The sequence below is a fragment of the Sphingomonas sp. genome (assembly GCF_036387535.1).
GTDB lineage: Bacteria > Pseudomonadota > Alphaproteobacteria > Sphingomonadales > Sphingomonadaceae > Sphingomonas_R.
Genome location: NZ_DASVTO010000087.1, coordinates 1 through 26271, shown reverse-complemented (window position 1 = coordinate 26271; position 26271 = coordinate 1). Strand labels below are relative to the sequence as shown.

General features: G+C 67.3%; 21 protein-coding genes. 11 read left to right on the top strand and 10 right to left on the bottom strand.

All coding sequences use genetic code 11. From position 1 onward, the window contains the following. Positions 1-981: GNAT family N-acetyltransferase (locus VF649_RS07955; protein ID WP_331011426.1), on the top strand; the 981-nt coding region annotated here is incomplete at its 5' end. Positions 982-1003: 22 nt separating this feature from the next. On the opposite strand, the gene VF649_RS07950 is transcribed toward VF649_RS07955, so the two are convergent. Beyond that, complete coding sequence (locus tag VF649_RS07950; RefSeq protein ID WP_331011425.1) at positions 1004-1300, bottom strand: hypothetical protein; 297 nt, start codon at positions 1298-1300, stop codon at positions 1004-1006. A 100-nt stretch (positions 1301-1400) separates the two neighbouring features. Next, on the bottom strand, positions 1401-2249 hold the full coding sequence (panC, locus tag VF649_RS07945) for a pantoate--beta-alanine ligase (protein ID WP_331011424.1): 849 nt from the start codon (positions 2247-2249) through the stop codon (positions 1401-1403). A gap of 90 nt (positions 2250-2339) precedes the next feature. On the opposite strand from panC, the gene VF649_RS07940 reads away from it, so the two are divergent. Genes VF649_RS07940 through pgmG form a run of 3 tightly spaced genes read left to right on the top strand, consistent with a single transcriptional unit; the run spans position 2340 to position 4965 of the window. Beyond that, positions 2340-3149 (top strand): division plane positioning ATPase MipZ, encoded by an 810-nt coding sequence (locus VF649_RS07940; RefSeq protein ID WP_331011423.1) that lies wholly within the window; start codon positions 2340-2342, stop codon positions 3147-3149. Further along, positions 3149-3562 carry a molecular chaperone DnaJ gene (locus VF649_RS07935; RefSeq protein WP_331011422.1) on the top strand — a complete coding sequence of 138 codons (414 nt, stop codon included), beginning with the start codon at positions 3149-3151 and terminating at the stop codon, positions 3560-3562. Before VF649_RS07940 ends, VF649_RS07935 begins: the two co-directional genes overlap by 1 nt. Before the next feature lie 11 nt (positions 3563-3573). Further along, the gene (pgmG, locus tag VF649_RS07930; protein WP_331011421.1) at positions 3574-4965 is read left to right on the top strand and encodes a phosphoglucomutase/phosphomannomutase PgmG; all 1392 of its coding nucleotides are present in this window, start codon (positions 3574-3576) and stop codon (positions 4963-4965) included. On the opposite strand, the gene VF649_RS07925 is transcribed toward pgmG, so the two are convergent. Continuing rightward, positions 4944-6200: a glycosyltransferase family 39 protein gene (locus tag VF649_RS07925; RefSeq protein ID WP_331011420.1), complete on the bottom strand. Its 1257-nt coding sequence runs from the start codon at positions 6198-6200 to the stop codon at positions 4944-4946. The genes pgmG and VF649_RS07925 overlap by 22 nt on opposite strands. Before the next feature lie 68 nt (positions 6201-6268). Then, positions 6269-7267 carry a ligase-associated DNA damage response exonuclease gene (locus tag VF649_RS07920; RefSeq protein ID WP_331011419.1) on the bottom strand — a complete coding sequence of 333 codons (999 nt, stop codon included), beginning with the start codon at positions 7265-7267 and terminating at the stop codon, positions 6269-6271. Positions 7268-7550: 283 nt separating this feature from the next. Between VF649_RS07920 and VF649_RS07915 the strand changes: the two genes are divergently transcribed. Further along, on the top strand, positions 7551-9959 hold the full coding sequence (locus VF649_RS07915) for a ligase-associated DNA damage response DEXH box helicase (RefSeq protein WP_331011418.1): 2409 nt from the start codon (positions 7551-7553) through the stop codon (positions 9957-9959). Between the two features lie 32 nt (positions 9960-9991). On the opposite strand, the gene treF is transcribed toward VF649_RS07915, so the two are convergent. Beyond that, the gene (treF, locus tag VF649_RS07910; RefSeq protein ID WP_331011417.1) at positions 9992-11572 is read right to left on the bottom strand and encodes an alpha,alpha-trehalase TreF; all 1581 of its coding nucleotides are present in this window, start codon (positions 11570-11572) and stop codon (positions 9992-9994) included. A 2-nt stretch (positions 11573-11574) separates the two neighbouring features. Continuing rightward, positions 11575-12588, bottom strand: coding sequence for a LacI family DNA-binding transcriptional regulator (locus VF649_RS07905; protein WP_331011416.1), 1014 nt, complete (start codon positions 12586-12588; stop codon positions 11575-11577). A gap of 162 nt (positions 12589-12750) precedes the next feature. Between VF649_RS07905 and VF649_RS07900 the strand changes: the two genes are divergently transcribed. The 4 genes from VF649_RS07900 (at position 12751) to VF649_RS07885 (ending at position 22012) form a co-directional block, all read left to right on the top strand. Next, positions 12751-15024: a glycoside hydrolase family 3 N-terminal domain-containing protein gene (locus tag VF649_RS07900; protein ID WP_414713648.1), complete on the top strand. Its 2274-nt coding sequence runs from the start codon at positions 12751-12753 to the stop codon at positions 15022-15024. A 299-nt stretch (positions 15025-15323) separates the two neighbouring features. Next, on the top strand, positions 15324-18293 hold the full coding sequence (locus tag VF649_RS07895) for a TonB-dependent receptor (protein ID WP_331011414.1): 2970 nt from the start codon (positions 15324-15326) through the stop codon (positions 18291-18293). A 99-nt stretch (positions 18294-18392) separates the two neighbouring features. Then, on the top strand, positions 18393-19817 hold the full coding sequence (locus tag VF649_RS07890) for a glucoamylase family protein (protein WP_331011413.1): 1425 nt from the start codon (positions 18393-18395) through the stop codon (positions 19815-19817). 62 nt (positions 19818-19879) lie between these two features. Further along, positions 19880-22012, top strand: coding sequence for a PBP1A family penicillin-binding protein (locus VF649_RS07885; RefSeq protein WP_331011412.1), 2133 nt, complete (start codon positions 19880-19882; stop codon positions 22010-22012). On the opposite strand, the gene VF649_RS07880 is transcribed toward VF649_RS07885, so the two are convergent. The 4 genes from VF649_RS07880 to VF649_RS07865 all read right to left on the bottom strand — a co-directional run bounded on the left by VF649_RS07880 (position 21988) and on the right by VF649_RS07865 (position 24598). Next, complete coding sequence (locus VF649_RS07880; RefSeq protein ID WP_331011427.1) at positions 21988-22635, bottom strand: SprT family zinc-dependent metalloprotease; 648 nt, start codon at positions 22633-22635, stop codon at positions 21988-21990. The genes VF649_RS07885 and VF649_RS07880 overlap by 25 nt on opposite strands. Before the next feature lie 339 nt (positions 22636-22974). Further along, positions 22975-23448 carry a hypothetical protein gene (locus VF649_RS07875; protein ID WP_331011411.1) on the bottom strand — a complete coding sequence of 158 codons (474 nt, stop codon included), beginning with the start codon at positions 23446-23448 and terminating at the stop codon, positions 22975-22977. A gap of 107 nt (positions 23449-23555) precedes the next feature. Then, a complete protein-coding gene (locus VF649_RS07870; RefSeq protein ID WP_331011410.1) occupies positions 23556-24002 on the bottom strand; it encodes a YcgN family cysteine cluster protein in 447 nt (148 codons plus the stop codon). Beyond that, complete coding sequence (locus VF649_RS07865; protein ID WP_331011409.1) at positions 23999-24598, bottom strand: SCO family protein; 600 nt, start codon at positions 24596-24598, stop codon at positions 23999-24001. The genes VF649_RS07870 and VF649_RS07865 overlap by 4 nt, the downstream gene beginning before the upstream one ends. Before the next feature lie 67 nt (positions 24599-24665). On the opposite strand from VF649_RS07865, the gene VF649_RS07860 reads away from it, so the two are divergent. Then, positions 24666-25286 (top strand): ankyrin repeat domain-containing protein, encoded by a 621-nt coding sequence (locus VF649_RS07860; protein ID WP_331011408.1) that lies wholly within the window; start codon positions 24666-24668, stop codon positions 25284-25286. A gap of 22 nt (positions 25287-25308) precedes the next feature. Continuing rightward, the coding region (locus VF649_RS07855; RefSeq protein ID WP_331011407.1) for a histone deacetylase family protein at positions 25309-26271 on the top strand (963 nt) is incomplete at its 3' end.

The window sequence follows — 26271 nt, the reverse complement described above, 5'->3', positions numbered from 1 at the left end:
TGGCAACCCGTGCCGATCGCGATCGACGGACCCGATGGCCGCCCGATCGCCATTGCGCCGGCCTATGCGAAAAGCCACAGCCAGGGCGAATATGTGTTCGATCATGGCTGGGCGGACGCGTTCGATCGGGCCGGCGGCCACTATTATCCGAAGCTGCAGATCGCCGTCCCGTTCAGCCCGGTGCCCGGCCCACGCCTGCTGACGCGCGATCCCGCCCTGCGCGCGCCGCTGCTTGCGGCGATCGCGGCGGTCGTCGACCGGCTCGGCCTGTCCTCCGCGCACGCGACCTTCATTGCGGAGGAGGAGGTTCCGGCATTCGAGGCCGCCGGCTGGCTGATCCGCGCCGATCGTCAATTCCACTGGACCAACGACGGCTATGCCAGCTTCGATGATTTCCTGGCCGCGCTTGCCAGCCGCAAGCGCAAGGCGATCCGCAAGGAACGCGCCGCCGCGGTCGAAGGGCTGGACATCGTCCATCTGACCGGCGCCGCGATCACGGATGCGCATTGGGACGCCTTTTGGCTCTTCTATCAGGATACGGGCGCGCGCAAATGGGGCCGGCCGTATCTCAATCGCCGCTTCTTCTCGCTGCTCTCGGAACGGCTGGGGGATCGCGTGCTGCTGATGCTCGCGCTGCGGGATGGCCGTCCGATCGCCGGCGCGCTCAACCTGATCGGTGCGGATACGCTCTATGGCCGCTATTGGGGATCGACCGAGGATGTCCCGTTCCTGCATTTCGAGCTGTGCTATTATCAGGCGATCGACGCCGCCATCGCACGCGGTCTTGCGCGGGTCGAGGCGGGCGCACAGGGCGCGCACAAGCTGGCGCGTGGCTACAGCCCGGCAGTCACCTGGTCCGCGCATCATATTCCCGACCCCGGCTTTCGCCGTGCCGTGGCCGACTATCTCGAACAGGAACGCGCCGCCGTCGCCGACGATATCGAGGCGCTGGTCGAAATGACCCCGTTCAAACGCGGTTAGGCGCCCGCGGTCGTCGGATCGTTCAGGCCGCGTGCCGCATCGTCGCACCCAGCCAGGCGCGCGCCGCCTTCTGCGCGTTCCCGATCTCGCGCGCCGTCATGTCCTCGGCAATCTCGGCACGGCATTCCTGTCCGCGCCGGCTACCGCCCAGCGCCGCCAGGTTGAACCATTTATGCGCTTCGACCAGGTCGATCTCGATTCCGCCGGTGCCGGAGGAATAGGCCATTCCCAGGTCGAAATAGGCGTCAATGTCACCGCGGGCCGCATCCGCCATTCGGCTTTCAATCAGGAAGGCCGCTGCCTTCAGGCTGTGTCCCATGTCCCGTTCCCTATGTGACGCTCCTCGTCAGGACTGGAAACATGACGGCGAATCACAGAAGAAATGGTTAACGCCGCCGGCCGCTTGGCACCGTTGCCGTTTATTTCGCGGGCACCGCCAGATTGTCGATCAACCGTGTCGTGCCCAGCCGCGCCGCGACCAGCAACCGCGCCGGACGCTCGGCCCATGCCCGCATCGGCACCAGTGTTTCGGCATCGCACAGCAGGATATAATCGACGCCGACAAAGCCCGCCTCGATCAGCCGGCGCTCCGCCGATTCCAGCGCCGCCGCAACCGCTTCACCCCGTCCGATCGCCGCCGCCGCCTCGCCCAGCGCACGCGGCAGCGCCCGCGCAATCAATCGCTGCTCCGGGTCGAGATAGGCGTTGCGGGATGAGCGGGCCAGGCCGTCATCCTCACGCACGGTGGGCACGCCCGCAATCTCGACACCGATATCCAGGTCCGCCACCATCCGCCGCACGACTGCCAGTTGTTGCCAGTCCTTCTCCCCGAACAAGGCGACGTCCGGCGTCACCTGGTTCAGCAATTTGGCCACCACCGTCGCCACCCCGTCGAAATGCCCGGGCCGCGCCGCGCCGCACAACCCCTCGCTGATCCCGCGTACCGACACCGTGCTGGCGAAGCCCTCCGGATACATCTCCGCCACGTCGGGCGCCCACAGGAGGTCGACCTTGCCCGCCTCCAGCAGTGCGGCGTCGCTGGCCTCGCGGCGCGGATAGGCCGCCAGATCCTCGTTCGGTCCGAATTGCGTCGGGTTGACGAAGATCGATACCACCACGCGGTCCGCCCGCCGCCGCGCGGCGTCGACCAGCGCCATGTGCCCGGCGTGCAGCGCGCCCATCGTCGGCACCAGCGCAACGCGCTCGCCCGATGCCCGCCAACCGCGCACCGCCGCGCGCAAGGCGTTCAGGCTACGAATGATTTGCACCTTGTGTGGGCCTCCGATAGGGCTTGGTGACGTGCTTTGGCGCGCGCGACCGGCGGAATCAAGGGGGCGGGGCACACCCGCAAAGGGCTTTTGCAGACAGCGCATCTCATCGTCTTCGCGAATGAAAAGGGTGGCTCGGGCAAGTCCACGACCGCGGTCCACACCGCCGTCGCGCTGGCCGCCGCCGGTCGCCGCGTCGCCGCGCTCGATCTCGACCATCGCCAGCGCACGCTGGGTCGCTATCTCGAAAACCGGATCGGCACGATGCAGCGGATGGGGATCGACCTGCCGCTGCCCCGCGTCGAAACGCTGCATCCCGACCAGGGGCCACAGGTCGGCGACCGCATCGATGCGCTGCGCAGCGAAGTGGACATCATCGTTGTCGACACCCCCGGGCGCGACGACGGCCCGGCCCGCGCCGCGATCGAACGCGCCGATACTCTGGTTACGCCGATCAACGACAGCTTCATCGATCTCGATCTGATCGGCCAGGTCGATCCCGACAGCTACAAGATCAAGCGCCCCAGCTTCTACGCCGAAATCGTCTGGGACGCGCGCAAGGTGCGGGCGAAGACCGACGGCGGCACCGTCGACTGGGTCGTGCTCCGTAACCGGCTGCAGCATATCGAGGCGCGCAACATGAAACGCGTCGCGGCCGCGCTGGCTGAACTCAGCAAACGCGTCGGCTTCCGCGTCATCCCGGGCCTGTCCGAACGCGTCATCTTCCGGGAATTGTTTCCGAAGGGGCTCACGCTGCTCGATCTGAAGGCGATCGGCTCCGACGCCGGCATCGCGCATGTCGCCGCCCGCCAGGAATTGCGCGAAATGATCGCGGGGCTCAGCCTGCCCGATCACCGCGCCACCGCGCCGCTCGGCCGCACCGATCAGGCGGCGGCCTGATGGGCCTGCTGCTCCTGATCGCGCTCGCCGTCGGCTACTGGGCCTATAAGGATGGCACGCTGAAGACGCTGCGCTACGCCGATGTCGCGGCGGCGGTCGCCGCACTGATCGGGCTCAGCCTGTTCACCCGTGGCAATCCCGCCATGGGGCTGCTCGCGCTTGGCGGCGCCGGAACCTGGCTCTGGTTCCGCAACAAGGCGCCGGTTCGCGCCGCGATGACGGAAACGGAGGCGCTCGCCTTGCTCGAATTGCCGATCGGGGCCGACGCCGATCGGATCCGCGCCGCGCATCGCCGGCTGATCGCGCGCGTCCATCCCGATCAGGGTGGCAGCACCGATCTCGCCCGGCGCGTCAATCTCGCGCGTGATACGCTGCTCGCGGTCGCGGAACCCCGGCCTGCATCGCGGCGCTGATCCGGTTCGCGATGCCGCACCGCTTCGATCCCGCGATCCTGCGCGACTATGACGTGCGCGGCGTCGTGGGGCGCGGGCTCGGTCCCGCCGATGCGGTCGCGATCGGCCGCAGTTTCGGAACGGTCGTCCGCCGCGCCGGCGGCACCCGCATCGCCGTCTGCTATGACGGCCGCACGCACAGCCCGATGCTGGAGGAAGCGCTGGTCACCGGGCTGACCGCCACCGGCATCGATGTCGTGCGCATTGGCCTGGGTCCCACGCCAATGCTGTATTTCGCAGAAACGGCGCTGGAGGTCGACGCCGGCATCATGGTCACCGGCAGCCACAACCCCGCCGATCACAACGGATTCAAGCTGGTCCTGCATCACCGCCCCTTCTTCGGTGCGGACATCACCCGGCTCGGTGAAACCGCGGCCGCCGGGGACTGGGACGATGGCGACGGCCGCGTCGACAATGCTGACATCGCTGATCTCTATCTGGACCGCCTGCTCCAGGATCATGACGCCGGCGCACTCCGCATCGGTTGGGATACGGGGAACGGAGCCGCCGGTCCGCTGGTCGATCGACTGACGGCGCTGCTCCCGGGCACGCACCTGACGCTCTACACCAGCGTCGACGGTCGTTTCCCGAACCACCATCCCGACCCCACCATCCCTGCCAATCTGGCTGCGCTACGCGATCTGGTCATGGCGCAGGCGCTCGATTTCGGGATCGCGTTCGATGGTGACGGCGACCGCATCGGCGCGGTCGACGGGCACGGCCGCATCGTTCCCGCCGATCAGCTGCTCGCGATCCTGGCCGAACCCGTGCTGGCCGCGCATCCCGGCGCCACCATCATCGGCGATGTGAAGATGTCGCAGGCGCTGTTCGACCGCGTCGCCGCGCTCGGCGGCACACCGGTCATGGGCAAGGCCGGTCATGCGCCGATGAAGATGCTGCTGGCGGAAACCGGCGCGCTGCTGGCGGGGGAAATGAGCGGACACCTGTTTTTCGCCGATCGCTACCCCGGCTATGACGATGCGCTCTACGCCGCGCTTCGCCTGATCGACGCCGTCCATCGCTCGGGTCGCACGCTCGCGGAACTGGTCGATGAACTGCCCACGCTGGCCAACACGCCCGAACTGCGCTTCCCCTGCCCGGACGACCGCAAGTTCGCCGTCGTCGCGGCGATCACCGCCACGCTTCAGGCCGCCGCGATCCCGATCGATACGACCGACGGCATCCGCCGCACCGGCGCCGACGGCTGGTGGCTGCTCCGCGCGTCCAACACCGAACCCCTGCTCGTCGCCCGCGCGGAGGGCCGCGATGCGGCGGCGCTCGACCGGCTGATCGCCGATCTGAACGGCCACCTGACTGCCAGCGGCATCGCGCCGCTCCGGCTTCAGACCGCCGACACGGCCTGACCACCCCGACGCCGCGCCAGCCCGTCCGCCACCGGGATCGCGGCCAGCACGATCATCAGCGGCATCGCCGGCGCGCGGTAGCGCGTGATCATGTAGACGATGCCGTGGATCGCCCAGAACGCGAGCACCGCCAGCACCAGCAAACGCGCACCCGTCGCCAGCCGCCGCCAGCGCGCGACCGCTACGATCGCCAGCGCCAGGATCAGCAAATGCTGAACCACCCCCACCCAGCGGATCAGAGCCAGCGGCGTCCCCGCATCCTCATCCTCCGCGTCCGGCACGTCGGGCAGCCAGAAATACACCAGCTTGCGCGCATCCAGCGCCGCCGTCCGCACCGGATCGGCCCGCATCCACGCAGAGGCTTCGCGCTTCAGCAGATCGTCCAGCCCAAGCTCGCCCAGCTGCGCGCGCAGCCGGTGCCAATGCGGGCCGATCGGCGTGCGGTCGATCGGCACGAAATATCCGGTCGCCGCCGGATTATTGCCGATATACAGGTTGATGCCGCCATTGGCGCTCATCATCGGGCGTCCAATCACATGATCGACATGGATCAGCCATGGCACGATCAGCAGCGCGGTCGCACCGGTGAACGCCGCGACGATCCCCGCCCGTTGCACCCATCCGGCCCGCCGCAACAGCACCGCCACCGGCAGCACGATCCCGGTGAAGATCGACGACACCCCCGCAAGCAGCCCGAAGCCGAACGCCAGCCCCCCGACCAGCACCCAGCGCCCCGGCCGCGGCGACCGTACCAGCATCAGGCAGGCGAGCAGGTACAACAGCAGCAACGGGGTCGACACATGCTCACGCGCCAGTTCGGGGGTCTGCGCCACCGCCGGGATCAGCACCGCGAATCCCGCCGCCGCCAGCAACGCGGGCACCGCCCGCCCGGTCGCGATCCGCGCCAGCCGCCACACCAGCCCGGTCGCTACGGCGCCCAGCAGGATGTTCGTCAGCACCGCCACCCGCGCCGACACGCCGAACAGCGCGAACGGCAACGCCAGCGCGAACGGATAGCCGGGGCTGTACAGCACCTGATTGCCATAGCTGTCGACCATCCGGTCGGTCTGGATCAGCGTCCGCGCCATTTCCATATAAGCGGCGCTGTCGCTCACCAAGGGCCGGCTGACGATCGACACCACCACGATCCGCGCGATCAGCGCCAGCGCCAGGATCGCCAGCAGCCAGCGCCGTTCGGATTGCCGCGACATGGCGACGGTTTCAGGATCGATCATGCCCGCCCCTTACGATGATCGCGCGGGCTTAGCGAAGAAGCGTAAATCCGCGATGAAGCGGCATCGCTTCACTCGTCCTCATCGTCATAACCGACCAGATCGAGCGCGCGCGCCTTGATCTGGCGGGTCATGCACCAATGGACCAGCGCGTCCTCGCGTCCATGCGTGACCCATACCTCGGACGGCGCGATCTCGCGCAATGTCTCGGTCAGCTCGTCCCAATCGGCATGGTCGGACAGGATCAGCGGCAATTCGACATTCTTCTGCCGCGCTCGCCCGCGCACCCGCATCCAGCCCGACGCCATCGCCGTGATCGGATCGGGCAGGCGTCGCGACCAGCGGTCGTTCAGCGCGCCCGGCGGGGCGACCACGATCGCGCCCTTCATCGCCGCCGGCTTCAATCCGGTCGCGGGCACCAGTTCACCCAGATCGATGCCATGCGCGACATACAGGTCGCACAGTTTCTGCATCGCCCCGTGGATGAAGATCGGATCGGCATGCCCGCGATCGCGCAGCTCGCGGATCACCCGCTGCGCCTTGCCCAGCGCATAGGCGCCGACCAGCACGCAACGGTCGGGATTGGCATGCAGCGCGGCCAGCAGCTTGTCGATCTCGGCGCGCGTATCCGGGTGCCGGAACACCGGCAGGCCGAATGTCGCTTCGGTCACGAACACGTCGCACGGCACCGGCTCGAACGCGGCACAGGTCGGGTCCGGCCGGCGCTTGTAATCGCCCGACACCACCACCCGCTCGCCCTGATACTCCAGCACGATCTGCGCGGATCCCAGCACATGCCCCGCCGGTACGTAGCGGACCGATACGCCGTTCACCGTCACGCTTTCGCCATAGCCGATCGGCTGCCCCTGCTGCGGACCATAGCGGACGCCCATGATCGCCAGCGTCTCCGGCGTCGCCAGCACCGCGCCGTGGCCGCCGCGCGCATGATCCGCATGGCCATGCGTCACCCACGCCCGCGCCACCGGCTGCGACGGATCGATCCACGCATCGGCGGCGGGAACGTAGATGCCGGTCGGATGCGGTTCGATCCAGGATGCCAGTCGTGCCATGCGGGTCGATATGGGGCGAAATGTCCCCCATACCAGCCGTTGACGCCTGCGCCGGTCCGGCCGACATGCCGCGGCATGAGCAACGCCGCCATCGCCGCCTGGATCATCATCCCCCTCTGCCTTGGCATGCTGATGCTCTGGTCGATCGTGCGGCGCCGCGATCGGGGTGGGGATTGAGGCCAAACCGGTCATCCCGGCGAACGCCGGGATCTCCCACAGGTGAAGCGCCCACTCCGATCGAAGGCATGCGGTAATTTCCTGCCGCCGCCCTATCTCAACTCCCGTGACCCCGCTCCCCGCTCCCCTCGCCAAATGGTTCGCCGACAAGGGCTGGTCGCCGCGCCCGCACCAGCTGGCCATGCTCGCCGCCGCACGCGCGGGGCGTTCCGCGCTGCTGGTGGCGCCCACCGGCGCCGGCAAGACGATGGCGGGCTTCCTGCCCTCACTTGCCGAACTGATCGACCATCCGGCGGACGGCCTGCACACGCTCTACGTCTCCCCGCTAAAGGCGCTCGCGGTCGATGTGCAGCGCAACCTGATCGATCCGATCACGGAGATGGGCGTCGCGATCCGCGTCGAAACCCGCACCGGCGACACGCCGTCCGATCGCAAGCAGCGTCAGCGGACGAAACCGCCGCACATGCTGCTCACCACCCCCGAATCGCTCAGCCTGCTGCTCAGCTATCCCGATGCGCCGCTGCTGTTCGCCTCGCTTCGCACGATCGTGATCGACGAGGTCCACGCCTTCGCCACCGGCAAGCGCGGCGATCTGCTCTCGCTCTGCATGGCCCGGTTGCAGACGCTCAGCCCCGGCCTGCGCCGCGTCGCCCTGTCCGCCACGGTCGACGATCCCGATGGCTATCGCGGCTGGCTGTCGCCGGATGGCGACATCGATGCGGTCGCCATGGTGCAGGGCGCGCCCGGTGCGCCCGCCGAAATCGGCATCCTCCTGCCGCAGGATCGTATTCCCTGGTCCGGCCATTCCGGCCGCTATGCGGCAAAGCAGGTGATGGCCGCCATCGCCGCCCACCGCACCACGCTGGTGTTCTGCAACACACGCAGCCTGGCCGAGCTGATCTTCCAGGATCTCTGGAGCGAAAACGAGCAGAAGCTGCCGATCGGCATCCACCACGGCTCGCTCAGCCGCGATGCCCGCCGCAAGGTCGAACAGGCGATGGCCGACGGCAAGCTGCGCGGCCTCGTCGCCACCGCCAGCCTCGATCTCGGCGTCGTCTGGGGCGATGTCGATCTCGTCATCCAGATGGGCGCGCCCAAGGGTTCGTCGCGCCTGCTGCAACGCATCGGCCGTGCCAACCACCGGCTCGACGAACCGTCGCGCGCCATCGTCGTTCCCGGCAACCGCTTCGAATATCTGGAGGCGCGCGCCGCGCTCGACGCGGTGGATGCGGGGGAACTGGATCCCGACATCTTCCGGCCGGGCGCGCTCGACGTGCTGGCGCAGCATATCATGGCCTGCGCCTGCGCCGCACCGTTCGCAGCCGACACGCTGCTCGCCGAACTGCGGACCAGCGCACCCTATGCATCGCTGGATCGCGAGACGTTCGACCGGGTCCTCGGCTTCATCGAGTCCGGCGGCTATGCGCTGCGTGCCTATGACCGGTTCAAGCGGCTGGCGCTCCACCCCGACGGCCTCTGGCACATCACCCATCCCAAGTTCATCGGCCAGCACCGCCTGAATGCCGGCATCATCGTGGAAGCCACGATGCTCAACGTCCGCTTCAAGAACGGCCGCACGCTCGGCAAGGTCGAGGAAAGCTTTGCCGCCACGCTGACGAAGGGCGATACCTTCTTCTTCGCGGGGATGTCGCTGGAGGTTGATCGCATCGAAACCGAGGATCTGCTCGTCCGTGCCACCGCCCGGCCCGCCCGCATCCCCACTTATGGCGGCGCGCGCATGCCGCTGTCGACCAACCTGGCCGCCCGCGTCCGCCATTTCCTGCACGATCCCGGCGAATGGCATCGCTTCCCCGATGACGTTCGCGACTGGCTGGAAATCCAGCGACGCCGCTCCACCCTCCCCGATCCGGCGCAACTGCTGGTCGAAACCTTCCCGCGCGAGGGTCGCCATTACATGGTCGCCTACAGCTTCGAAGGCTGGAACGCGCACCAGTCGCTGGGCATGCTCATCACCAAGCGGATGGAGACGCAGGGGCTGAAGCCGATCGGCTTCGTCGCCAACGACTATGCGCTGGCGACGTTCAGCACCGAACCCGTCACCGATCCCGCCAGCCTGTTCTCCGCCGATATCCTGGAGGACGAATTTGTCGATTGGGTGCAGCAGTCCGCCTTGCTCAAGCGCGCCTTCCGCGAGGTTGCGGTAATCGGCGGGCTGGTCGAACGCCAGCATCCCGGCAAGCGCAAGACCGGCAAGCAGGTCACTTTCTCGACCGATCTGATCTACGACGTGCTGCGTCGCTACGAACCCGGCCATCTGCTGCTGGAGGCCGCGTGGGCCGATGCCCGCGCGCGGATGACGGATGTCGGCCGCCTGGCCGCGCTGCTCGATCGTGCCGCCCGCACCATGGTCCATGTCGCGCTTGATCGGGTGTCGCCGCTCGCCGTTCCGGTCCTGGTCCTGATCGGGCGGGAACGCGTGACCACCGCCAGCGGTGACGACGATCTGCTGATCGAGGCCGAAGCGCTGGCGGCGGAGGCGATGCGCATCGATTGACGATGCTGCGCCATATGCTGCGCAGCAAAGCTCTAGTTCACGATGCCCGGATAAAGCGCCAGCAGTTCCCGCGTGACGCCGTTGGTCCATCCGAATCCGTCCTGCAACGCATATTCCCCGCCACCGCCGGGTTTGCGTTCCTCGACATCATATTTCTCCAGCATCCGCCCGCTCGCGCGATATTCGGCGTCGACGGTATGCAGCCACCCGCCCGCGATCCGCCCCGCCAGAGCGGATTGGCCGTACCGCCGCAGGCCCGATACCGCGACCCATTGCAACGGCGCCCAGCCATTGGGCCGATCCCATTGCTGCCCCGTCCTCACCGTCGTCGTGCGCAGCCCGCCGGATGCGACGAGGTCGCGCGCGGTCAGCCGTGCGATTGCATCGGCGCGGTCCTGCGGCGCCAGCCCGACGAACAACGGATACAGCATCGCCGCGGTCGTGGCCGGGATGATCCTGCGCGCGCTGCGATCCCAATCGACATAGCGCCCGGCCCGGGCATCCCATAGCCAGCGTTCGATCGCCACGCGTCGCCGCTGCGCGCGCGCAGCGAACGCCCGGACGCAGGCCCGGTCGCGGGCAGCCCCGCATTCCTCGGCGATCCGCCGTTCCAGCGCCCACAACAGCCTGTTCAGGTCGATCGGCACCACCGCCGTCGTGCGGATCGTCGCCAGCGTGCGCCCGTCGCCCAACCATCGCGAACTGAAATCCCATCCGCTCTCCGCTCCGGCGCGCAGGTCGCGCTGCACCACCTCCGCCGGGCGGCCGGACGCACGCGCCGCCAGCACATCCTCGCGCCAGCTTTCGTCGCGCGGGGTGGATCGATCGTCGTAATAGCGGTTGAGGATCGCGCCGTCCGGCATCACCACGACCCGCGCCGCCGCGCCACCGGGCGCCAGCTTCACCGCTCCCGCCATCCAATAGGCATGTTCCCGCCGCAACGCCGCCAGCCGCCGCGCCCGCACCGCAGGATTCCGGTTGACGGACAATGCGGTCATCAGCGCGAAGAAGGGCGGCTGTGATCGGCTGAGATAATAGCTGCGTGTCCCGTTCGGGATGTGGCCATGGCGTTCGATCAGGCTGGTGAAGTCGTCGATCATCGACTCGACCAGATCGCGCCGCCCGTCACGGACCAGCCCCAGCATCGTGAAATAGCTGTCCCAATAATAGATTTCCCGGAACCGCCCGCCCGGCACCACATAGGGCGCCGGCAATGGCAAGGCGGACGATCCCGCCGGCGGTCGTTCCGGCGCCCGCGTCAGCACCGGCCACAATCCCGCGATATGCTGCGCCATCGGCACGCGTTGCCCGCTCGTCGCGGCGGTGGGGGCGGGGGGCGTCGGCGCGTCGCCCGGCACCCGGAAATTGGCCAGCACGAACCGCCGCAACGCTGCATCGTCCGGGTATCGGCCGCGTCGATACTCCGCCAGGATGGCGGCCGGCGCGCGTCGCGGCACCGCATCGACGAAGGTCTTCCCATCCGGAAAGATCCGCCGCATCTGCACCGCCTCGAACAACGGACCGAACAGGTCGGCCGGCGTCGCCACCGGTGGCGCCGCGGTTGCGGCGGTGGCGGCCGCCAGCGCCGACAGGGCCGTGATCACGATCCGCATGCTCAACTCCCGGCCGGCACCGGCCCGGTCGATCCGCGCACGATCAATTGATAGGGCGGCAATGGCGGCTTGCCCGCGCCCGTCCCCTCGCGGTCCAGCAACAGGTCCGCGGCGGCATAGGCGATGTCGCGGATCGGCTGGCGCATCGTGGTCAGCGGCGGCCACACCGCGCGCGCCAGATCGATATCGTCGAACCCCGCGATCGACAGCTCGTCCGGCACCGCGATCCCGCGCGCATGCGCCGCCGCCAGCGCACCTGCCGCCATATCGTCATTGCTGGCGAAGATCGCGGTCGGACGCGGGTCGGACGCCAGCAGCACCGCCGCCGCCGCCGCACCGCTCTCGAAATCGAACCGTCCTTCCGCGACCAGGCCGGGCATCTCCGCGATCCCGGCCGCCGCCATCGCGCTCCGATATCCGATCAGACGGTCGCGGGCGGCGACATGGTCGGGATGCCCGGTCAGGAATCCGATCCGACGATGCCCCAGGTCGATCAGGTGGCGGGTCATGTCCGCTGCCGCCGCCGCGTCGTCCATCGTGACCCGCCGTTCGGCCGGCGCCGGATCGGCCGCGGCGATCCGGATATAGGCGATGCCGCGCCGTTCCAGTTCCTCCGTCACCGCGCGCACATCGCCCAGCGGCGGCGCCAGGATCACGCCGTCGACATGCGTCTCGTCGATCAGGCCGCCAATCTCCGCCGACAGCCCGTCCGACGTCAGGTCGCACGGCTGCACGATCAACCGGATCCGATCTTCCACGCACCGCGCCCGCACGCCCAGCTGGATGTTGTGGATATAATAAGGGCTGGGATTGTCATAGATCAGCGCGATCTGGAACGATCGCGCCCCGGCCAGCGCGCGGGCGGCATAGCTCGGCCGGAAATTGAGCGCCTTCATGGCCGCCTCCACCCGCTCGCGCGTCGCCGGGCGGACATGGCGTTCGTTGTTCAGGACGCGCGATACCGTCTTGAACGATACGCCGGCGGCCTCGGATACGTCGCGGATCGTGATGCGCATGGGCCCTCATACTGTCCGACGGGCGCGTGAACCAACTGCCTTTCGGGCCCGAAACTTCCTCCTGCGACGATCCGAATGGATAACGCAAGTTGCGCAACGATGGACGGTCGTGGATCGCTGCGGTCGCCGGATGGAACGGCTGGCCGGTCCGGACGTATGATGATGATGACATCGACCCGCCGTACCGTCCTCCTGTCCGGATTGTCGCTGGCCGCCCTCGCCGGCACCGCCGCCGCCGCGCGGCCCCGCGCCGCACCGCGCCCGCGCAGCCCGCGGATCGATGCGCTGGTCGCCCGGATGACGCTGGAGGAAAAGGCCGGCCAGCTCAGCACCTTTTCCGCCGCACGCGCCAGTGCGACGGCGGTCGCGCTCAACCCCGCGGCGGCGGCGGCCAACGAGGCGGAACAGGCGCGGCAGGTCCGCGACGGCCTGATCGGTGCGCTGTTCAACGGCGGCGATGTCACCTGGGCGCGGCAGATGCAGGATGTCGCGGTCCGCGAAAGCCGGTTGAAGATCCCGCTGCTGTTCGGGGGCGATGTCATCCACGGCTTCCGCACCGTCTTTCCCGTTCCGCTGGCGGAGGCAGCCAGCTTCGATCCCGATCTGGCCGAACGCACCGCCCGCGCCGCGGCGGTGGAGGCAACCACCGCCGGCCTCGCCTGGAACTTCGCGCCCATGGTCGACATCAGCCGCGACGCGCGCTGGGGGCGCGGGGTCGAGGGTGCGGGCGAGGATGTGGTGCTGCAATCGCGCTTCGCCGCAGCGCGCGTGCGGGGGTTTCAGGGGCGAACGGGCCTCGCCGATCCAACGGCGATGCTCGCGACGCCGAAACATTTCGCTGCTTACGGCGCGGCGATCGGCGGGCTGGACTACAGCGCCGCCGATGTTTCGGAACGGACGCTGCGCGAAACCTATTTTCCCTCGTTCAAGGCCGCGTTCGATGCCGGCGCGCTCTGCACCATGGCGGCTTTCAACGAGATTTCGGGGATTCCGGCGCATGCAAATCCCTGGCTGCTGACCGATGTCCTGCGCGGGGAATGGGGATTTCGGGGCTTCGTCGTCTCCGACTATACCGGCGATCTGGAATTGATCGCCCACGGCCTTGCCGCCGACGAACGTGACGCCGCGAAACAGGCGTTTCTGGCCGGCACCGACATGAGCATGATGAGCGGGCTGTACCTGAAATATCTGCCCGATCTGGTCCGACGCGGCGACGTGCCGCTGGCGCGGGTCGACGACGCGGTCCGCCGGGTGCTCGCGCTGAAGGAACAGCTTGGCCTGTTCGACGATCCCTATAATCGCTTCGCGCCCGCCGCAGTGGAAAAGGATGATCGCCCCGCGCACCGCGCGCTGGCCCGCGAGGCCGCGGTCAAATCGATGGTCCTGCTCCGCAACGAAGGGGTGCTGCCGCTGGCCCCGTCCAGCCGGATCGCGTTGATCGGCCCGTTCGTCGGTGGCCCGGATCATCTCAACGGCCCCTGGGTGGTGTTCGGCAACCCGCGGTACGCGGTGTCGATCGAACAGGGGATGCGCGCGGCCATGGGGCCCGGTGCCCGCCTGACCGTGGTGGCGGGGTCCGGCCTGGACCGGCCGTTGCCCGGCGGGATCAAGGCTGCGGTCGACGCGGCCAAACGCGCCGATGTCGCCGTGCTGGTGGTGGGCGAGGGCGAGAATATGTCCGGCGAATCCAAATCCCGGATCGACGTCGATATTCCGGCGCCGCAACGCGCACTGATCGCCGCGGTCGCCGCCACGGGCACGCCGATGGTCGTGATCCTGAAGAATGGCCGTGCGCTCGTTCTAGACGAGGTCACCGCCCGCGCGGACGCGATCCTGGTCGCCTGGTTTCTGGGGGTCGAAACCGGTCCCGCCGTCGCCGACATCCTGTTCGGCGCCGCCGGCCCGTCCGGTCGCCTGCCGATCAGCTTTCCGCGCAGCACCGGCCAGTCGCCTTATTATTACGATCACAAGACCAGCGGCCGCCCGCCGGTCACGCGCCTGCCGGGGGAGGAGTTCAAGAACCGGTATCAGGAAACGCTCAATGTCGCGGCCTATCCGTTCGGCCACGGCCTCACCTATGGCCGGATCGTCTATGAACGGCTGGACGTCGGCACCGGTCGGCTCCCCTGGAACGGCAGCCTGACCGTGCGTGCCACGGTCCGCAACACCGGCACCCGCGCCGCGACGGAGCTGGTCCAGCTCTACATCCACGACCGCGCCGCCAGCGTCACGCGCCCGATCCGGCAACTGAAGGATTGGCGGCACGTCGATCTCGCCCCCGGTGCGTCCGCCACCGTCGCCTTCACGCTGACGCGGCAGGATCTACTGTTCGTCGGGCGGGCGCTGGACTGGACCGTGGAACCCGGCCGCTTCGATGTCTGGATCGCGCCGGACGCCGAACATGGCCTGCAGGGCAGCTTCGACCTGCTGGCATAGCAACGCATGTTGCAGACGGGCAACAGCCGTTGCTAATTTCTCGTTCATATTACCGCTCTGTCATTTACACCCGCCGACGACCGGCCTAGCCGGATTGCGGGGGATTGATGACGTCCCGCCCGGCCCGCCACCACCGTGGCGGATGGGCGGCAGGAGCGACCATGGCGATTCCCCGCCCCGATCCACCGCACTGATCGCCACCCCACGGCGCGCGTCCGATCGCCGCCGCATCCGGCGATGCGCTCCGCACAGCTGCGGCAATGATCGCATCCCGAAAACAGAATATAGGGGAGATTTTCATGACCATGTCCACCATCGCCGCACGCCGTCGGCTCGGCCTGTCCGCCAGCATCGCCGGCCTCGCGCTCGCCTGTGCCGCACCGGTTCAGGCCCAAACCTCGACCGGCACGATCCGCGGCGTCGTCGCCGGCGCGACCGCCGGCACCACGACCGTCACCGCCCGCAATCTCGCCACCAACCAGACCGTGGTTCGGCCGGTGGACGCGGCGGGCCGCTACGTCCTCGCCAACCTGCGCCCCGGATCGTACGAGATCACGATCCCCGGCGCCGGTGGCCAGCCGATCCGGCAGCGCGTGATTGTGGGCGTCGGCGAACAGGCGACCCTCAATCTCGATGCTGCTCCGGCCGCTCCGACGGCTCCCGCCGCCCCGGCCGCGGCTGACGGCGCACCCGCCACCGTCGGCGGTTCCGTCACCGCCGCACCCGACGATCAGGCGATCATCGTCACCGCCGGCCGTCTGGTCGAAACCAAGACCAGCGAGGTCGCGACCAACGTCTCCGCGCAACAGATCCAGTCGCTGCCGCAGACCGACCGCAACTTCCTGAGTTTCGCGCAGCTCGCACCCGGCGTCCGCTACAATGACAGCGACACCAACAAGGGGTTCCAGTCGGGCGCGTCCAACGCCGCTCAGGTCAACGTCTTCATCGACGGCGTCAGCCTGAAGAACAATGTCCTGTCGGGCGGCATCGTCGGGCAACAGGACAGCCGCGGCAATCCCTTCGCACAGCTGGCCGTACAGGAGTTCCGCGTCCTGACGCAGAACTACAAGGCTGAATATGAACAGGCCGCCGCCGCACTGGTCACCGCGATCACCAAGTCCGGCACCAACGAATTTCACGGCGAGGCGTTCGCCGCCTACCAGGACAAGAGCATGACCGAGAAATCGGTGATCCTGAAGCGTCAGGGGCTGCCCGAACCGGCCTACAAGCGCAAACAATATGGCGTGTCGCTCGGTGGGCCGATCATCAAGGACAAGCTGTTCTTCTTCGGCGCGTACGAAGGCAATGACCAGGACCGCGCCAGCACCGTGATCCTCGGCAACCGCACCCCCGCCAACCTCGCACGCTTCGGCCAATATGAGGGCGCCTATGTCAGCCCGTTCCGGCAGGACATCTATTTCGGCAAGCTGACGTTCACGCCCGACGAAGCCCAGACGCTCGACCTCAGCTTCAACCGCCGCCAGGAAACCGACATCACCGGGTTCGGTGATCTGTTCGGGAATGCGCAGGCCGCGTTCAGCGTCGCGCAGAACAAGAAGAACCGGGTCGATACCTATAACGGCAAATGGACCTATCGCGGCGACACGTTCGTCAACGAAACCACGCTGACCTATCTCGACTATGTCTACAACCCGACCGCGATCAACCCGGATAGTCCGACGACCGAATATGCCCAGACGATCACCTTCGGCGGGGCGGACAGTACCCAGCGGATCAGCCAGCAAAGCTGGACCTTGCGCAACGACCTGACGCTGAACGACCTTGAATTTGCCGGGCGCCACATCGTGAAGTTCGGCGTCAAATACTCGGTTCAGAGCTATGACTTTGAGAAGCTGTTTTTTGTCCAGCCGCGATACACCTACCGGAATGACAGCATCAATAACCTGACCTTCGATTTCCCGGCGGAGGCGCAGTTGGGGATCGGCGATCCGCGGATCAGCGCATCCAATTCGCAGTTCGGCATCTATGCGCAGGACGACTGGGACGTCACCGATCGGCTTCAGCTCAATCTCGGCATCCGCTGGGATTATGAAAGCAACCTGTTCAACAACCGCTACGTCACCCCGGACGCCGCACGGCGGACGCTGCTCGCGCTGCCGACGACCGACTATTTCAATGGCGCGGACTATATCACCGATGGCGAGGATCGCCCGTCCTACAAGAAGGCGTTCCAGCCGCGCATAGGTTTCTCCTATGATCTTTTCGACGACCAGCGCACCGTCTTCTTCGGTGGCTATGGCAAATATTTTGATCGCAACGTGTTCAACGACACGCTCGACGAACAATTCCGCCTGCAATATGCCACGGGCGTGTTCCGCTTTTCGCAGGATGGCCTGCCGCGCGACGGCAATCCCACCGTGCGGTGGGATCCGAAATATCTGACCCGCGAGGGGCTTGCCGAATTGCGCGCGTCGGCACAGACCGGCCTGCCGGAATTGTTCGCGATCAAGAGCCGCATGAAACCGCTGTCGACCGACCAGTTCTCGCTCGGCGTGCGGCAGAAGATCGGCATCTTCCAGACGTCGCTGACCGCCAGCTATATTCGCGGGCAGGACGGGTTCACCTATATCTTCGCCACCCGCAATCCCGACGGCACCTGTTGCAACACGGATATCCCGCGCGCCAACGGCTTCGGCAACGTGCTGGCGGCGGTCGACGGGCTCGAAAGCCGGTACAAGGCGATCTACGCGACGATCGAAAAACCCTATACGCAGGCGTCCGGCTGGGGCGTCAATCTCGCCTACACCTTCTCCAGGGCGAAGCAGAATGGCGGCGATCTGTTCAGCCTGGATGCCCCGACCCCGGCCGATTACGGCTTCTACCCGCGCAGCACGGACGAACGCCACCGCATCGTGCTCAGCGGGTCGGTCGACCTGCCCTGGGACATGCGGTTGTCGACCCTCAGCCAGGCCGGCACCGGTCTGCCCTTCACCATCGACGACCAGTCACAGGGTTCGGGCGTCAACCAGCGCGTCCTGCGCCGCTTTGCGGGGCGGCCCGACAAGAATTGCCTCGGCACCTTCGCCTTCTGCTCGGTCGATCTGAAGCTGGAAAAGCAGTTCCGTCTGTTCGAAAGCCACATTCTGGGCGTCGCGCTGGACGTGTTCAACGTGTTCAACAACAAGAATTACGGGGGCTTCAACGGCTTCATCCCGACCCTGCCGGAGGATAATCCCGACTTCGGCCGGCCCAATTCGATCATCACCCGGCCGCGCAGCATCCAGGTCGGCGCCTATTACCGCTTCTGACGCTTGCCCGGCACCATCCACCGGATCGCGCATGGGCAGGATGCCCGCGTGCGATACGGTGTGATGGATCTTCCTGGCCGTTCCGCGAGTATGCGTCTGATGCCTTCGCTTTCCCGACGCGGCGTCCTTCTCGGCAGTGCCGGGTTGCTCGCCGGCTGTGCCCCGCTCCGCCTCGTCGCTCCACCATCACCGGTTCCGCCGACGGCGGCGTTGCTGGGCGATCTGAAGGAGCGCACCTTTCGCTATTTCTGGGATACGACCGATCCCGCGACCGGCCTCGCGCCGGATCGCTGGCCGACGCCGTCCTTCGCCAGCATCGCCGCGGTCGGTTTCGCGCTGACCGCCTATCCGATCGGCGTCGTCAACCGCTGGATCACCCGCGCCGCCGCGCGCGATCGCACGCTCGCCACGCTCCGCTTCTTCGACCGCGCGAACAAGGGGCCGCAGGAAGCCGACACCACCGGCCATATGGGCTTCTTCTACCATTTTATCGATCGCACCGCCGGCTACCGGCTCGGACTTACCGAATTGTCGACCGTCGATACCGCGCTGCTGCTGGGCGGTATCCTGTTCGCGCAAAGCTGGTTCGATGACGAGGACGATCCGCAGGAGGCCGAGATCCGCCGCCTGGCGGAGGCGATCTATGTCCGGGTCGACTGGACCTGGGCGGTGCAGCGCCCACCCTTCGTCAGCATGGGCTGGCGGCCCGAAACCGGCTTCATCCAGTCGGACTGGAATATCTACAATGAAGGGATGCTGCTCTACATCCTCGCCATCGCCTCGCCCACCTACCCGCTGCCGCGCGAAACCTGGAACGCGTGGACCCGCACCTTCGACGCCAGCTGGATCGGGGAAAGCGCCAATGGCTACACCACCTTCCCGCCGCTGTTCGGGCATCAATATAGCCAGGTCTGGCTCGACCTGAAGGGGCTGCGGGACGATTACAGCCGGCGCCGCGGCTTCGACTATTTCGAAAACAGCCGCCGCGCCACCTATGCGCAGCGTGCCTGGGCGGTGGCCAATCGCGGCGGGTTCAAGGATTATGGGCCGGACATCTGGGGCCTCACCGCCTGCGACGGGCCGGGTGATTTCACCACCACCGTCGACGGCGTCCGGCGGACGTTCTTCAGCTATTCCGCGCGCGGCCCCGGCGACCGCGACGACGGCACCATCGCCCCCACCGCCGCCGGCGGATCGATCGCCTTCGCACCCGAAATCGTGATCCCGGCGCTCAACGCGATGCGGGATCGCTACGGCGCGGTGCTCTACGGCCAATATGGCTTCTTCGACAGCTTCAACCCTACCCTGACCGCCAGTGATCAACCGCTGCTCCACGGCCGCATCCATCCCGGCATCGGCTGGGTCGATGGCGATCATCTCGGCATCGATCAGGGGCCGATCCTCGCCATGGCGGAAAATCACGATACCGGCCTCGTCTGGCAAACGATGCGTCGCAATCCCCACATCCGCCGCGGGCTGAAACTGGCGGGTTTCACCGGCGGCTGGCTGGACGTCGCAGAATGAAGCCGTTGCACCCGACGGCGCTTGTCGCCGCCTTCCATCGCGTCTAATCGAACGGACCATAAATGGCCGCCGCATCCAGCCCTTCGCCGACCCGCCGCTCCCGCAAGCGGCTTGTCACCAGCCTCAAGGTGCTGGCGCTGGCCGTCCTGGCCGGCCTGATCGGCACGTTCATCGCGGTCATGATCGCGGTCGCCTCGCTGCCCGGCTATGATGAACTGAAGCTCAGCCCCAATGGCCAGTCGATCCGCGTGCTGGCTGCGGACGGCACACAGATCGTCAATATGGGCCCCGCCCCCGGTCAGTGGATTCCCTTCGACGCGATCCCGCACGTCATGGCCGACGCCATGATCGCGGTCGAGGATCGGCGCTTCTATGCGCACCCCGGCATCGATCCGATCGGCATGGCGCGCTCCGCCAAATACGCCTGGGAACGCCGCGGCACCGGTCGCCGTCTGCAGGGCGCGTCGACCATCACGCAACAGATCACCCGCAACATCTTCCTGACCAACAGCTACACCGCCGGCCGCAAGATCCGCGAGATCATCCTGGCGATGGCGATGGAATGGAAGTTTTCCAAGCGCCAGATCCTCGAACTCTATCTGAACCGCGTCTATTTCGGCGGCGGCGCCTACGGCATCGACGCCGCATCGCGCAAATTCTACGGCCATCCCGGCACGCAGCTGTCGCTCGGCGAATCCGCGATCCTCGCCGGGCTGGTCAAGGCGCCGTCCAATTACTCGCCCAGCGCCGATGCCCAGGCCGCGGTCGATCGCGCGCGCGTCGTGCTCGGCGTGATGCGCGACGCGGGCAAGATCAGCTACACCGAACAGGCGCAGACCGACCCCGCCGATGTGAAGCTCGCGCCCGAACCGAAACGCAACAGCGTCCGCTATTTCACCGACTGGGCGCTGGCGCAGCTCGATACGCTGATCGACGAGACCACCGCGCCGATCGACGTCTACACCACGCTCGATCTCGGCATGCAGCGCGATGCCGACAATGCGGTCCGCCAGAATACGCCGGAGGGGTTGCAGGCAGCCCTGGTATCGATCGATCGCGACGGCGCGGTGCGCGCGATGGTCGGCGGGCGTGACTATGTCTCGTCCATCTATAACCGCGCGACGCAGGCGGAACGCCAGCCCGGCTCCGCGTTCAAGCTGTTCGTCTATCTTGCCGCGTTGGAATCCGGAATGACACCGTCGACGCCAGTAGTCGACGAACCGGTGACGATTGATGGCTGGAGCCCGCGCAACAGCTCGCGCCGCTTCTCGGGCCAGATCGACCTGCGCACCGCCTTCGCCTTCTCGATCAACACGATCGCGGCCAAGCTCGGGCAGCAGGTCGGGTTCGATACCGTCGCCGACATGGCGCGGCGGTTCGGCATCACCACGCCGATCAACACCCATCCCGCCATGGTGCTGGGATCGTCGAACGTCCGGTTGATCGACATGACCCGCGCCTTCGCTTCCGTCGGCAATGGCGGCGTCGCGGTCACGCCGTTCGGCATCCTGCGCGTGGTGCAGCAGGGGACGCAGGAGGTGCTGTACGAACATCGCGCCGATACCCCGCGCGTGCTGGTCGCGCCGCAGGTCGCGGCCCAGATGACCGACCTGCTCCAGACCGCCGTGAACACCGGCACCGCCCGCGCCGCGCAGATCGGCCGTCCCGTCGCGGGCAAGACCGGCACCACCTCCTCGAACAAGGATGGCTGGTTTCTGGGCTTCTCCAGCGGCCTCACCACCGGCGTCTGGATGGGGCGCGACGATGCCAAGGCGGTTGGCGGGCTCCAGGGCGGCCGCGCGCCGGCTTCGGCCTTCGCCGCCTTCATGCGCGCCGCCGTCGCCAACCGGCCCGATCCGGGGTTCCAGACCGACGTGACCCTGCCCGAATGGCAGCTGGAACCCGATGAAGAGGCGTATTTCGGCGAACCGGACCAGAATTTCGCGGGCGACAACGCCGCCGCGCCTGCCCCCACCGATCTTGCGCCTGCCGCGCCCGGTGTTCCGACCGACGCGGCGCCAGATCAGGGCGACGACCAGCCCGCACCAGAACCGGCGGCGCCCGCCCTCGACCAGCAATGGCTGGACGGCGTGCTCACCCGCGGCGATCGCCCGGACCGGCCCGACCGCGCGCCGCGCGCCGATCGCCTGCCCCGCCGCGAACGCACGCCTCAGGACGAGCGGCCAAATCCCTGAATGACGGCGCCATGCTGCCGCAGCCAGGCGCGTTCCGGTCCGGGATCGCGTCCGTACAGCCGCGCGACCGCCGCATGGAAGGCGGGGCTGTGATCCATGTGCAATCGGTGCGCCACTTCATGCGCCACCGTTGCGCGGCGCACGTCCGGCGGCGCCAGGATCAGGCGCCAGCTATAGCGGATATCGCCGCTGCTGGAACAACTGCCCCAGCGTGATCGCGCATCGCCGATCGCCACCCGCCCGATCGTGACACCTGCGGCGCGCGCATAGGCCCGCGTCTCCGCGTCCAGCATCACCAACGCCTGCCGCGCCAGCCAGCGCAGCACGCGCCGCGCGATCAGTTCCTCCGGCCCGCCTAGGATCAGCCGGTCATCCACCCGCTGCGGCGCACGCGGTCCATCCGCCGACCAGTCGATCCGCACCGCGCCATCCTCATAGGGGATCACCGCGCCCGGCCCGATCGCGACCGGTTTCGGGATCGCCGCCTGCTGCGCCTCGATCCAGCCGCGCTTGCTTTCCACCCACGCGATCGCCGGCCCGATCGCCGCCCGCGCCGGCAGGGTCAACCGCACGGTCCCATCGCGCGGATCGACCCGCAATCGCATCGCCCGCGCCTGCGCCATCCGCCGCACGACCAGCGGCGCAGGACCGAAGACCGGCAGCACAGGGGTTGACCGGGAAAAGAACTTCACCGGCTCATCCTTACCGTCGCGCATCCCCTTCGTCATCCGCCCTGTCTGGCGATCTGTCCCGGCCGCAGTTCGTTGGCACAAAGGCCTGGACGTGCGAGGATGGTGCGACGCCCCAAACCGCTGCGCGTCGGCGTAGGGCCGATGCCGAACGCGAAAGCCGAAAGGCATCGGACTTCTGCATCGCGCAAGCAACGGGTTTGAGATCGCTTTTACGCCATGCAAGACTCGTGATTCTTGCATCACCGCCGCGAAAGAATGGCTCGCCGTCGTTTAAGACGATGGCTCGGTTCCGTCTCCAAGGTGAAGCTGCCCGTTCCGAACGGTGAACCATCGTGATGGTCCATCACGTCGATCTACGAGATGCCACTGCGGCTGACCGTCGGTTGTCGAGAACGAGAGAAACCGGACACCGGTATCGGTTGTGATTACGACCTCGGCCAAGGTGCCAAACAACTCGCATCCGGCAATCCGTGCATTGCGCAGCGTATCAAGCGCTGGCTCCCACAACTCTTCCTCGCTCCAGCTTCCACATCGAATGGCGGTTTGATCCTCGATGCGCCAACTCCATTCAACGCCGAGCGACACTTCGCCCTCCGGGTTGCCGGGGGAACCATCCCGTCTCGTTTGCGGGGATAGCTCGCCAATCTCAATGAAGATCGCGGAGCCGTAGCCGCGCCAAACATGACTGATCGGCAAACCCATCAGGGTTGCGGCAAAGGAGGCGAATGCTTCGGCTGGCGTCATCAACGTGGCTTAGCGCGATCCTGCTGTAGCCGCTAATTATGCCCGTTCTTGATACAAAACTTTTGAGTTTCGCATCAAGAACCCCAGATCCTCGAATTGCAGCTTCCTTACAATTCGCGATCCACGATATGGTTCTCCAGGTCGCCGACCTCATCCTCCGACACCGTCCAGCCGCGCACCGATATGCCAGCGCGGTGCACCGCCTCACGGTCGCCGGATATCAGATGATGCCATTCATAGAGCGGCTGGCCGTCGCGGATCAGGCGATAGGCGCAGGTCGACGGCAACCAGTCGAGCTGGTCGAGCTTGCTGGGCGTCAACCGCACGCATTCCGGCACGAACGCGTGGCGCCGCCGGTAATCGCTGCACTGCCCCGACCGCCGGTCGAGCAGACGGCAGGCGACGTTGGTCGGTAACACCTCGCCCGTCTCCTCATCCTCCAGCTTGTGGATGCAGCATTTCCCGCACCCGTCGCACAGCGATTCCCACTGCGCGCGCGTCATCCGGGTCAGCGGTACGGTTTCCCAGAATGGCCGCGGCTCGGGCACGCTCATACGACCCAGCGGTCGAGATCGGCGGCCACGGATTCGGCGCCCTCGTCGGCGCGGACCAGCGCCACCGGCTTGCCGTCCGGCGCGAACAGCACCGCCATCCGGCTGTGGTTCATCAGATAGCCCGACGCCCCCGGCGTCTGCTGCTTGGAATAGGCGACGGCATAGCGTTTCGCCATCTCCGCCAATTGCGCGGCGCTGCCGGTGAGGCCGACCAGACCCGGCCCGAACGCCCCCACGAACTGCTTCACCACCGCGGGCGTATCGCGCGCGGGATCGACCGAGACGAAAATGGGCTGCACCCGCGCCCCGCGCCCCGGATCCTTGGCGGCAAAGGCACGGTAACCCTGCATCAGCTTCTGCACGTCCAGCGGGCAGACATCGGGGCAATAGGTATAGCCGAAATACATCACGCGATATTTGCCGGCATAGCTGGCGTCGGTCACGGTCCGGCCGTCCTGATCGGCCATCGTGAACGCGCCGCCGATCCGCGCACCGGCCAGCGGCGGCTCCTCGCGACCCGCCCCGCCGCCACCGCATCCCGCGATGGTCAGCGACAGTGCGATCCCGATCGCGGCAAAAGCATGCGTGTTGTTCATGGCGGGGCCAGCCATGCTTTGCTATCGGTCCCGGATCAAGGCTTTGGGCATCGCTAGGGGATATGGGATGCAGGTAATCAGGAACAAGCGTGCGCGGATCCGGCTGATTGCCCTGGCCTGCGTGCTCGGTGCGGCCACGCCCGCGGTGGCGCAATTCACCGACAGCTTCAATTTCCTGAAGGCGGTGCGCGATCGCGACGGCACCAAGGTGGCCGAAGCGGTTGAACGCCCGGGCTCGCAGATCCTGAACACCAAGGATTATTCCACCGGCGAAGGCGCACTCCACATCCTGGTCAAGCGGCGCGACAGCGGCTGGCTTGGCTATCTGCTGGCCAAGGGCGCCGCTGTCGACATCCGCGATCGGGAGGGCAATACCCCGCTGCTGCTCGCCTGTCAGATCGGCTATCTCGAAGGCGCGCGCGGCTTGTTGGCGGAGGGGGCGGACATCAACGCCGCCAACACCCGCGGCGAAACGCCGATCATCCTGGCGGTCCAGGGCCGCGATGCCGCCCTGACGCAGCTGCTCGTGACGAACGGCGCCGATCCCACCCGGCCCGACCGGATCGCCGGAAAGACCGCGCGCGACTATGCATCGCAGGACGCGCGCGGCCTCGCGCTGATCAAGATCCTGGACGAAGCGAAACCAGCCAAGCCGGCCAAGCCGGTCATGGGTCCGGTCGCGCGCTGATCGCGCGGAAGGAGAGGCTCGCATGATCCGCGTTTTCGACGATCGCCAGCTGGGTCATCGTCCGGACCGGGAATTTTTCAACGGAGCGCTGGCCACCCACGCCGATACCGCTGCCCGCGCCACCGGGATCCGCACCGCAATCGGGCGCTGCACGGTGCCGGTCGATCATGGGCTGGCGCCGATCGCCGCCGTGCATGACGCGCCGTACCTCGCCTTCCTCCAGGGGGCGCATGCCCGCTGGCGTGCGGCGGGGCGCGACGGCGATGCGATCGGCTATGCCTGGCCCGTCGTCCGCCGCCGGTCGCTCGATCTTGACCGCATCGATGCGCAACTCGGCGCCTTCACGGCGGACAGCGTGACACCAATCGGACCGGACACCTGGACCGCCGCCTATTGGGGTGCGCAGACCGCCCTGTCCGCGCTCGCGGCCGTGATTGCCGGCGCCCCCGCCGCCTTCGCACTCTGTCGACCGCCGGGCCATCATGCCGGGCGCGACTATGCCGGCGGCTATTGCTACCTCAACAATGCCGCCATTGCGGGGCAGGCCGCGATCAACGCCGGCCGCCGCGTCGCGATCCTCGATGTCGATTATCATCATGGCAACGGCACGCAGGATATCTTCTACGATCGCGCCGACGTGCTGTTCGTGTCGATCCATGCCGATCCGCGCACGGACTTCCCCTATTTCTGGGGTCACGCCGACGAATGTGGCGCTGGCGCCGGGATCGGCACGACCCGCAATCTCGTTCTCCCGCGCGGCACGGGCTGGGCGGACTATGCCCCTGCGCTCGATCAGGCGCTCGCGACGATCCGCTCCCATGGCGCCGATCTGCTGATCCTGTCGTTCGGGGCGGATACATATGCCGGCGATCCGATCGCCGGTTTCGCGCTCGACACGCCCGATTTCCAGCGCATGGGCTGCCACATCGCTGCCGCCGCGCTGCCGACGGTCATCGTGATGGAGGGCGGCTATGCGGTCGATGCG

Bases quoted from the DNA above. Each gene is read 5' to 3' on its own strand.
- VF649_RS07950 (WP_331011425.1), bottom strand. From the start codon at position 1,300: ATGGGACACAGCCTGAAGGCAGCGGCCTTCCTGATTGAAAGCCGAATG.
- VF649_RS07935 (WP_331011422.1), top strand. From the start codon at position 3,149: ATGGGCCTGCTGCTCCTGATCGCGCTCGCCGTCGGCTACTGGGCCTAT.
- pgmG (WP_331011421.1), top strand. From the start codon at position 3,574: ATGCCGCACCGCTTCGATCCCGCGATCCTGCGCGACTATGACGTGCGC.
- VF649_RS07925 (WP_331011420.1), bottom strand. From the start codon at position 6,200: ATGATCGATCCTGAAACCGTCGCCATGTCGCGGCAATCCGAACGGCGC.
- VF649_RS07920 (WP_331011419.1), bottom strand. From the start codon at position 7,267: ATGGCACGACTGGCATCCTGGATCGAACCGCATCCGACCGGCATCTAC.
- treF (WP_331011417.1), bottom strand. From the start codon at position 11,572: ATGCGGATCGTGATCACGGCCCTGTCGGCGCTGGCGGCCGCCACCGCC.
- VF649_RS07905 (WP_331011416.1), bottom strand. From the start codon at position 12,588: ATGCGCATCACGATCCGCGACGTATCCGAGGCCGCCGGCGTATCGTTC.
- VF649_RS07900 (WP_414713648.1), top strand. From the start codon at position 12,751: ATGATGACATCGACCCGCCGTACCGTCCTCCTGTCCGGATTGTCGCTG.
- VF649_RS07895 (WP_331011414.1), top strand. From the start codon at position 15,324: ATGACCATGTCCACCATCGCCGCACGCCGTCGGCTCGGCCTGTCCGCC.
- VF649_RS07890 (WP_331011413.1), top strand. From the start codon at position 18,393: ATGCCTTCGCTTTCCCGACGCGGCGTCCTTCTCGGCAGTGCCGGGTTG.
- VF649_RS07885 (WP_331011412.1), top strand. From the start codon at position 19,880: ATGGCCGCCGCATCCAGCCCTTCGCCGACCCGCCGCTCCCGCAAGCGG.
- VF649_RS07880 (WP_331011427.1), bottom strand. From the start codon at position 22,635: ATGGCGCAGGCGCGGGCGATGCGATTGCGGGTCGATCCGCGCGATGGG.
- VF649_RS07875 (WP_331011411.1), bottom strand. From the start codon at position 23,448: ATGACGCCAGCCGAAGCATTCGCCTCCTTTGCCGCAACCCTGATGGGT.
- VF649_RS07870 (WP_331011410.1), bottom strand. From the start codon at position 24,002: ATGAGCGTGCCCGAGCCGCGGCCATTCTGGGAAACCGTACCGCTGACC.
- VF649_RS07865 (WP_331011409.1), bottom strand. From the start codon at position 24,598: ATGAACAACACGCATGCTTTTGCCGCGATCGGGATCGCACTGTCGCTG.
- VF649_RS07860 (WP_331011408.1), top strand. From the start codon at position 24,666: ATGCAGGTAATCAGGAACAAGCGTGCGCGGATCCGGCTGATTGCCCTG.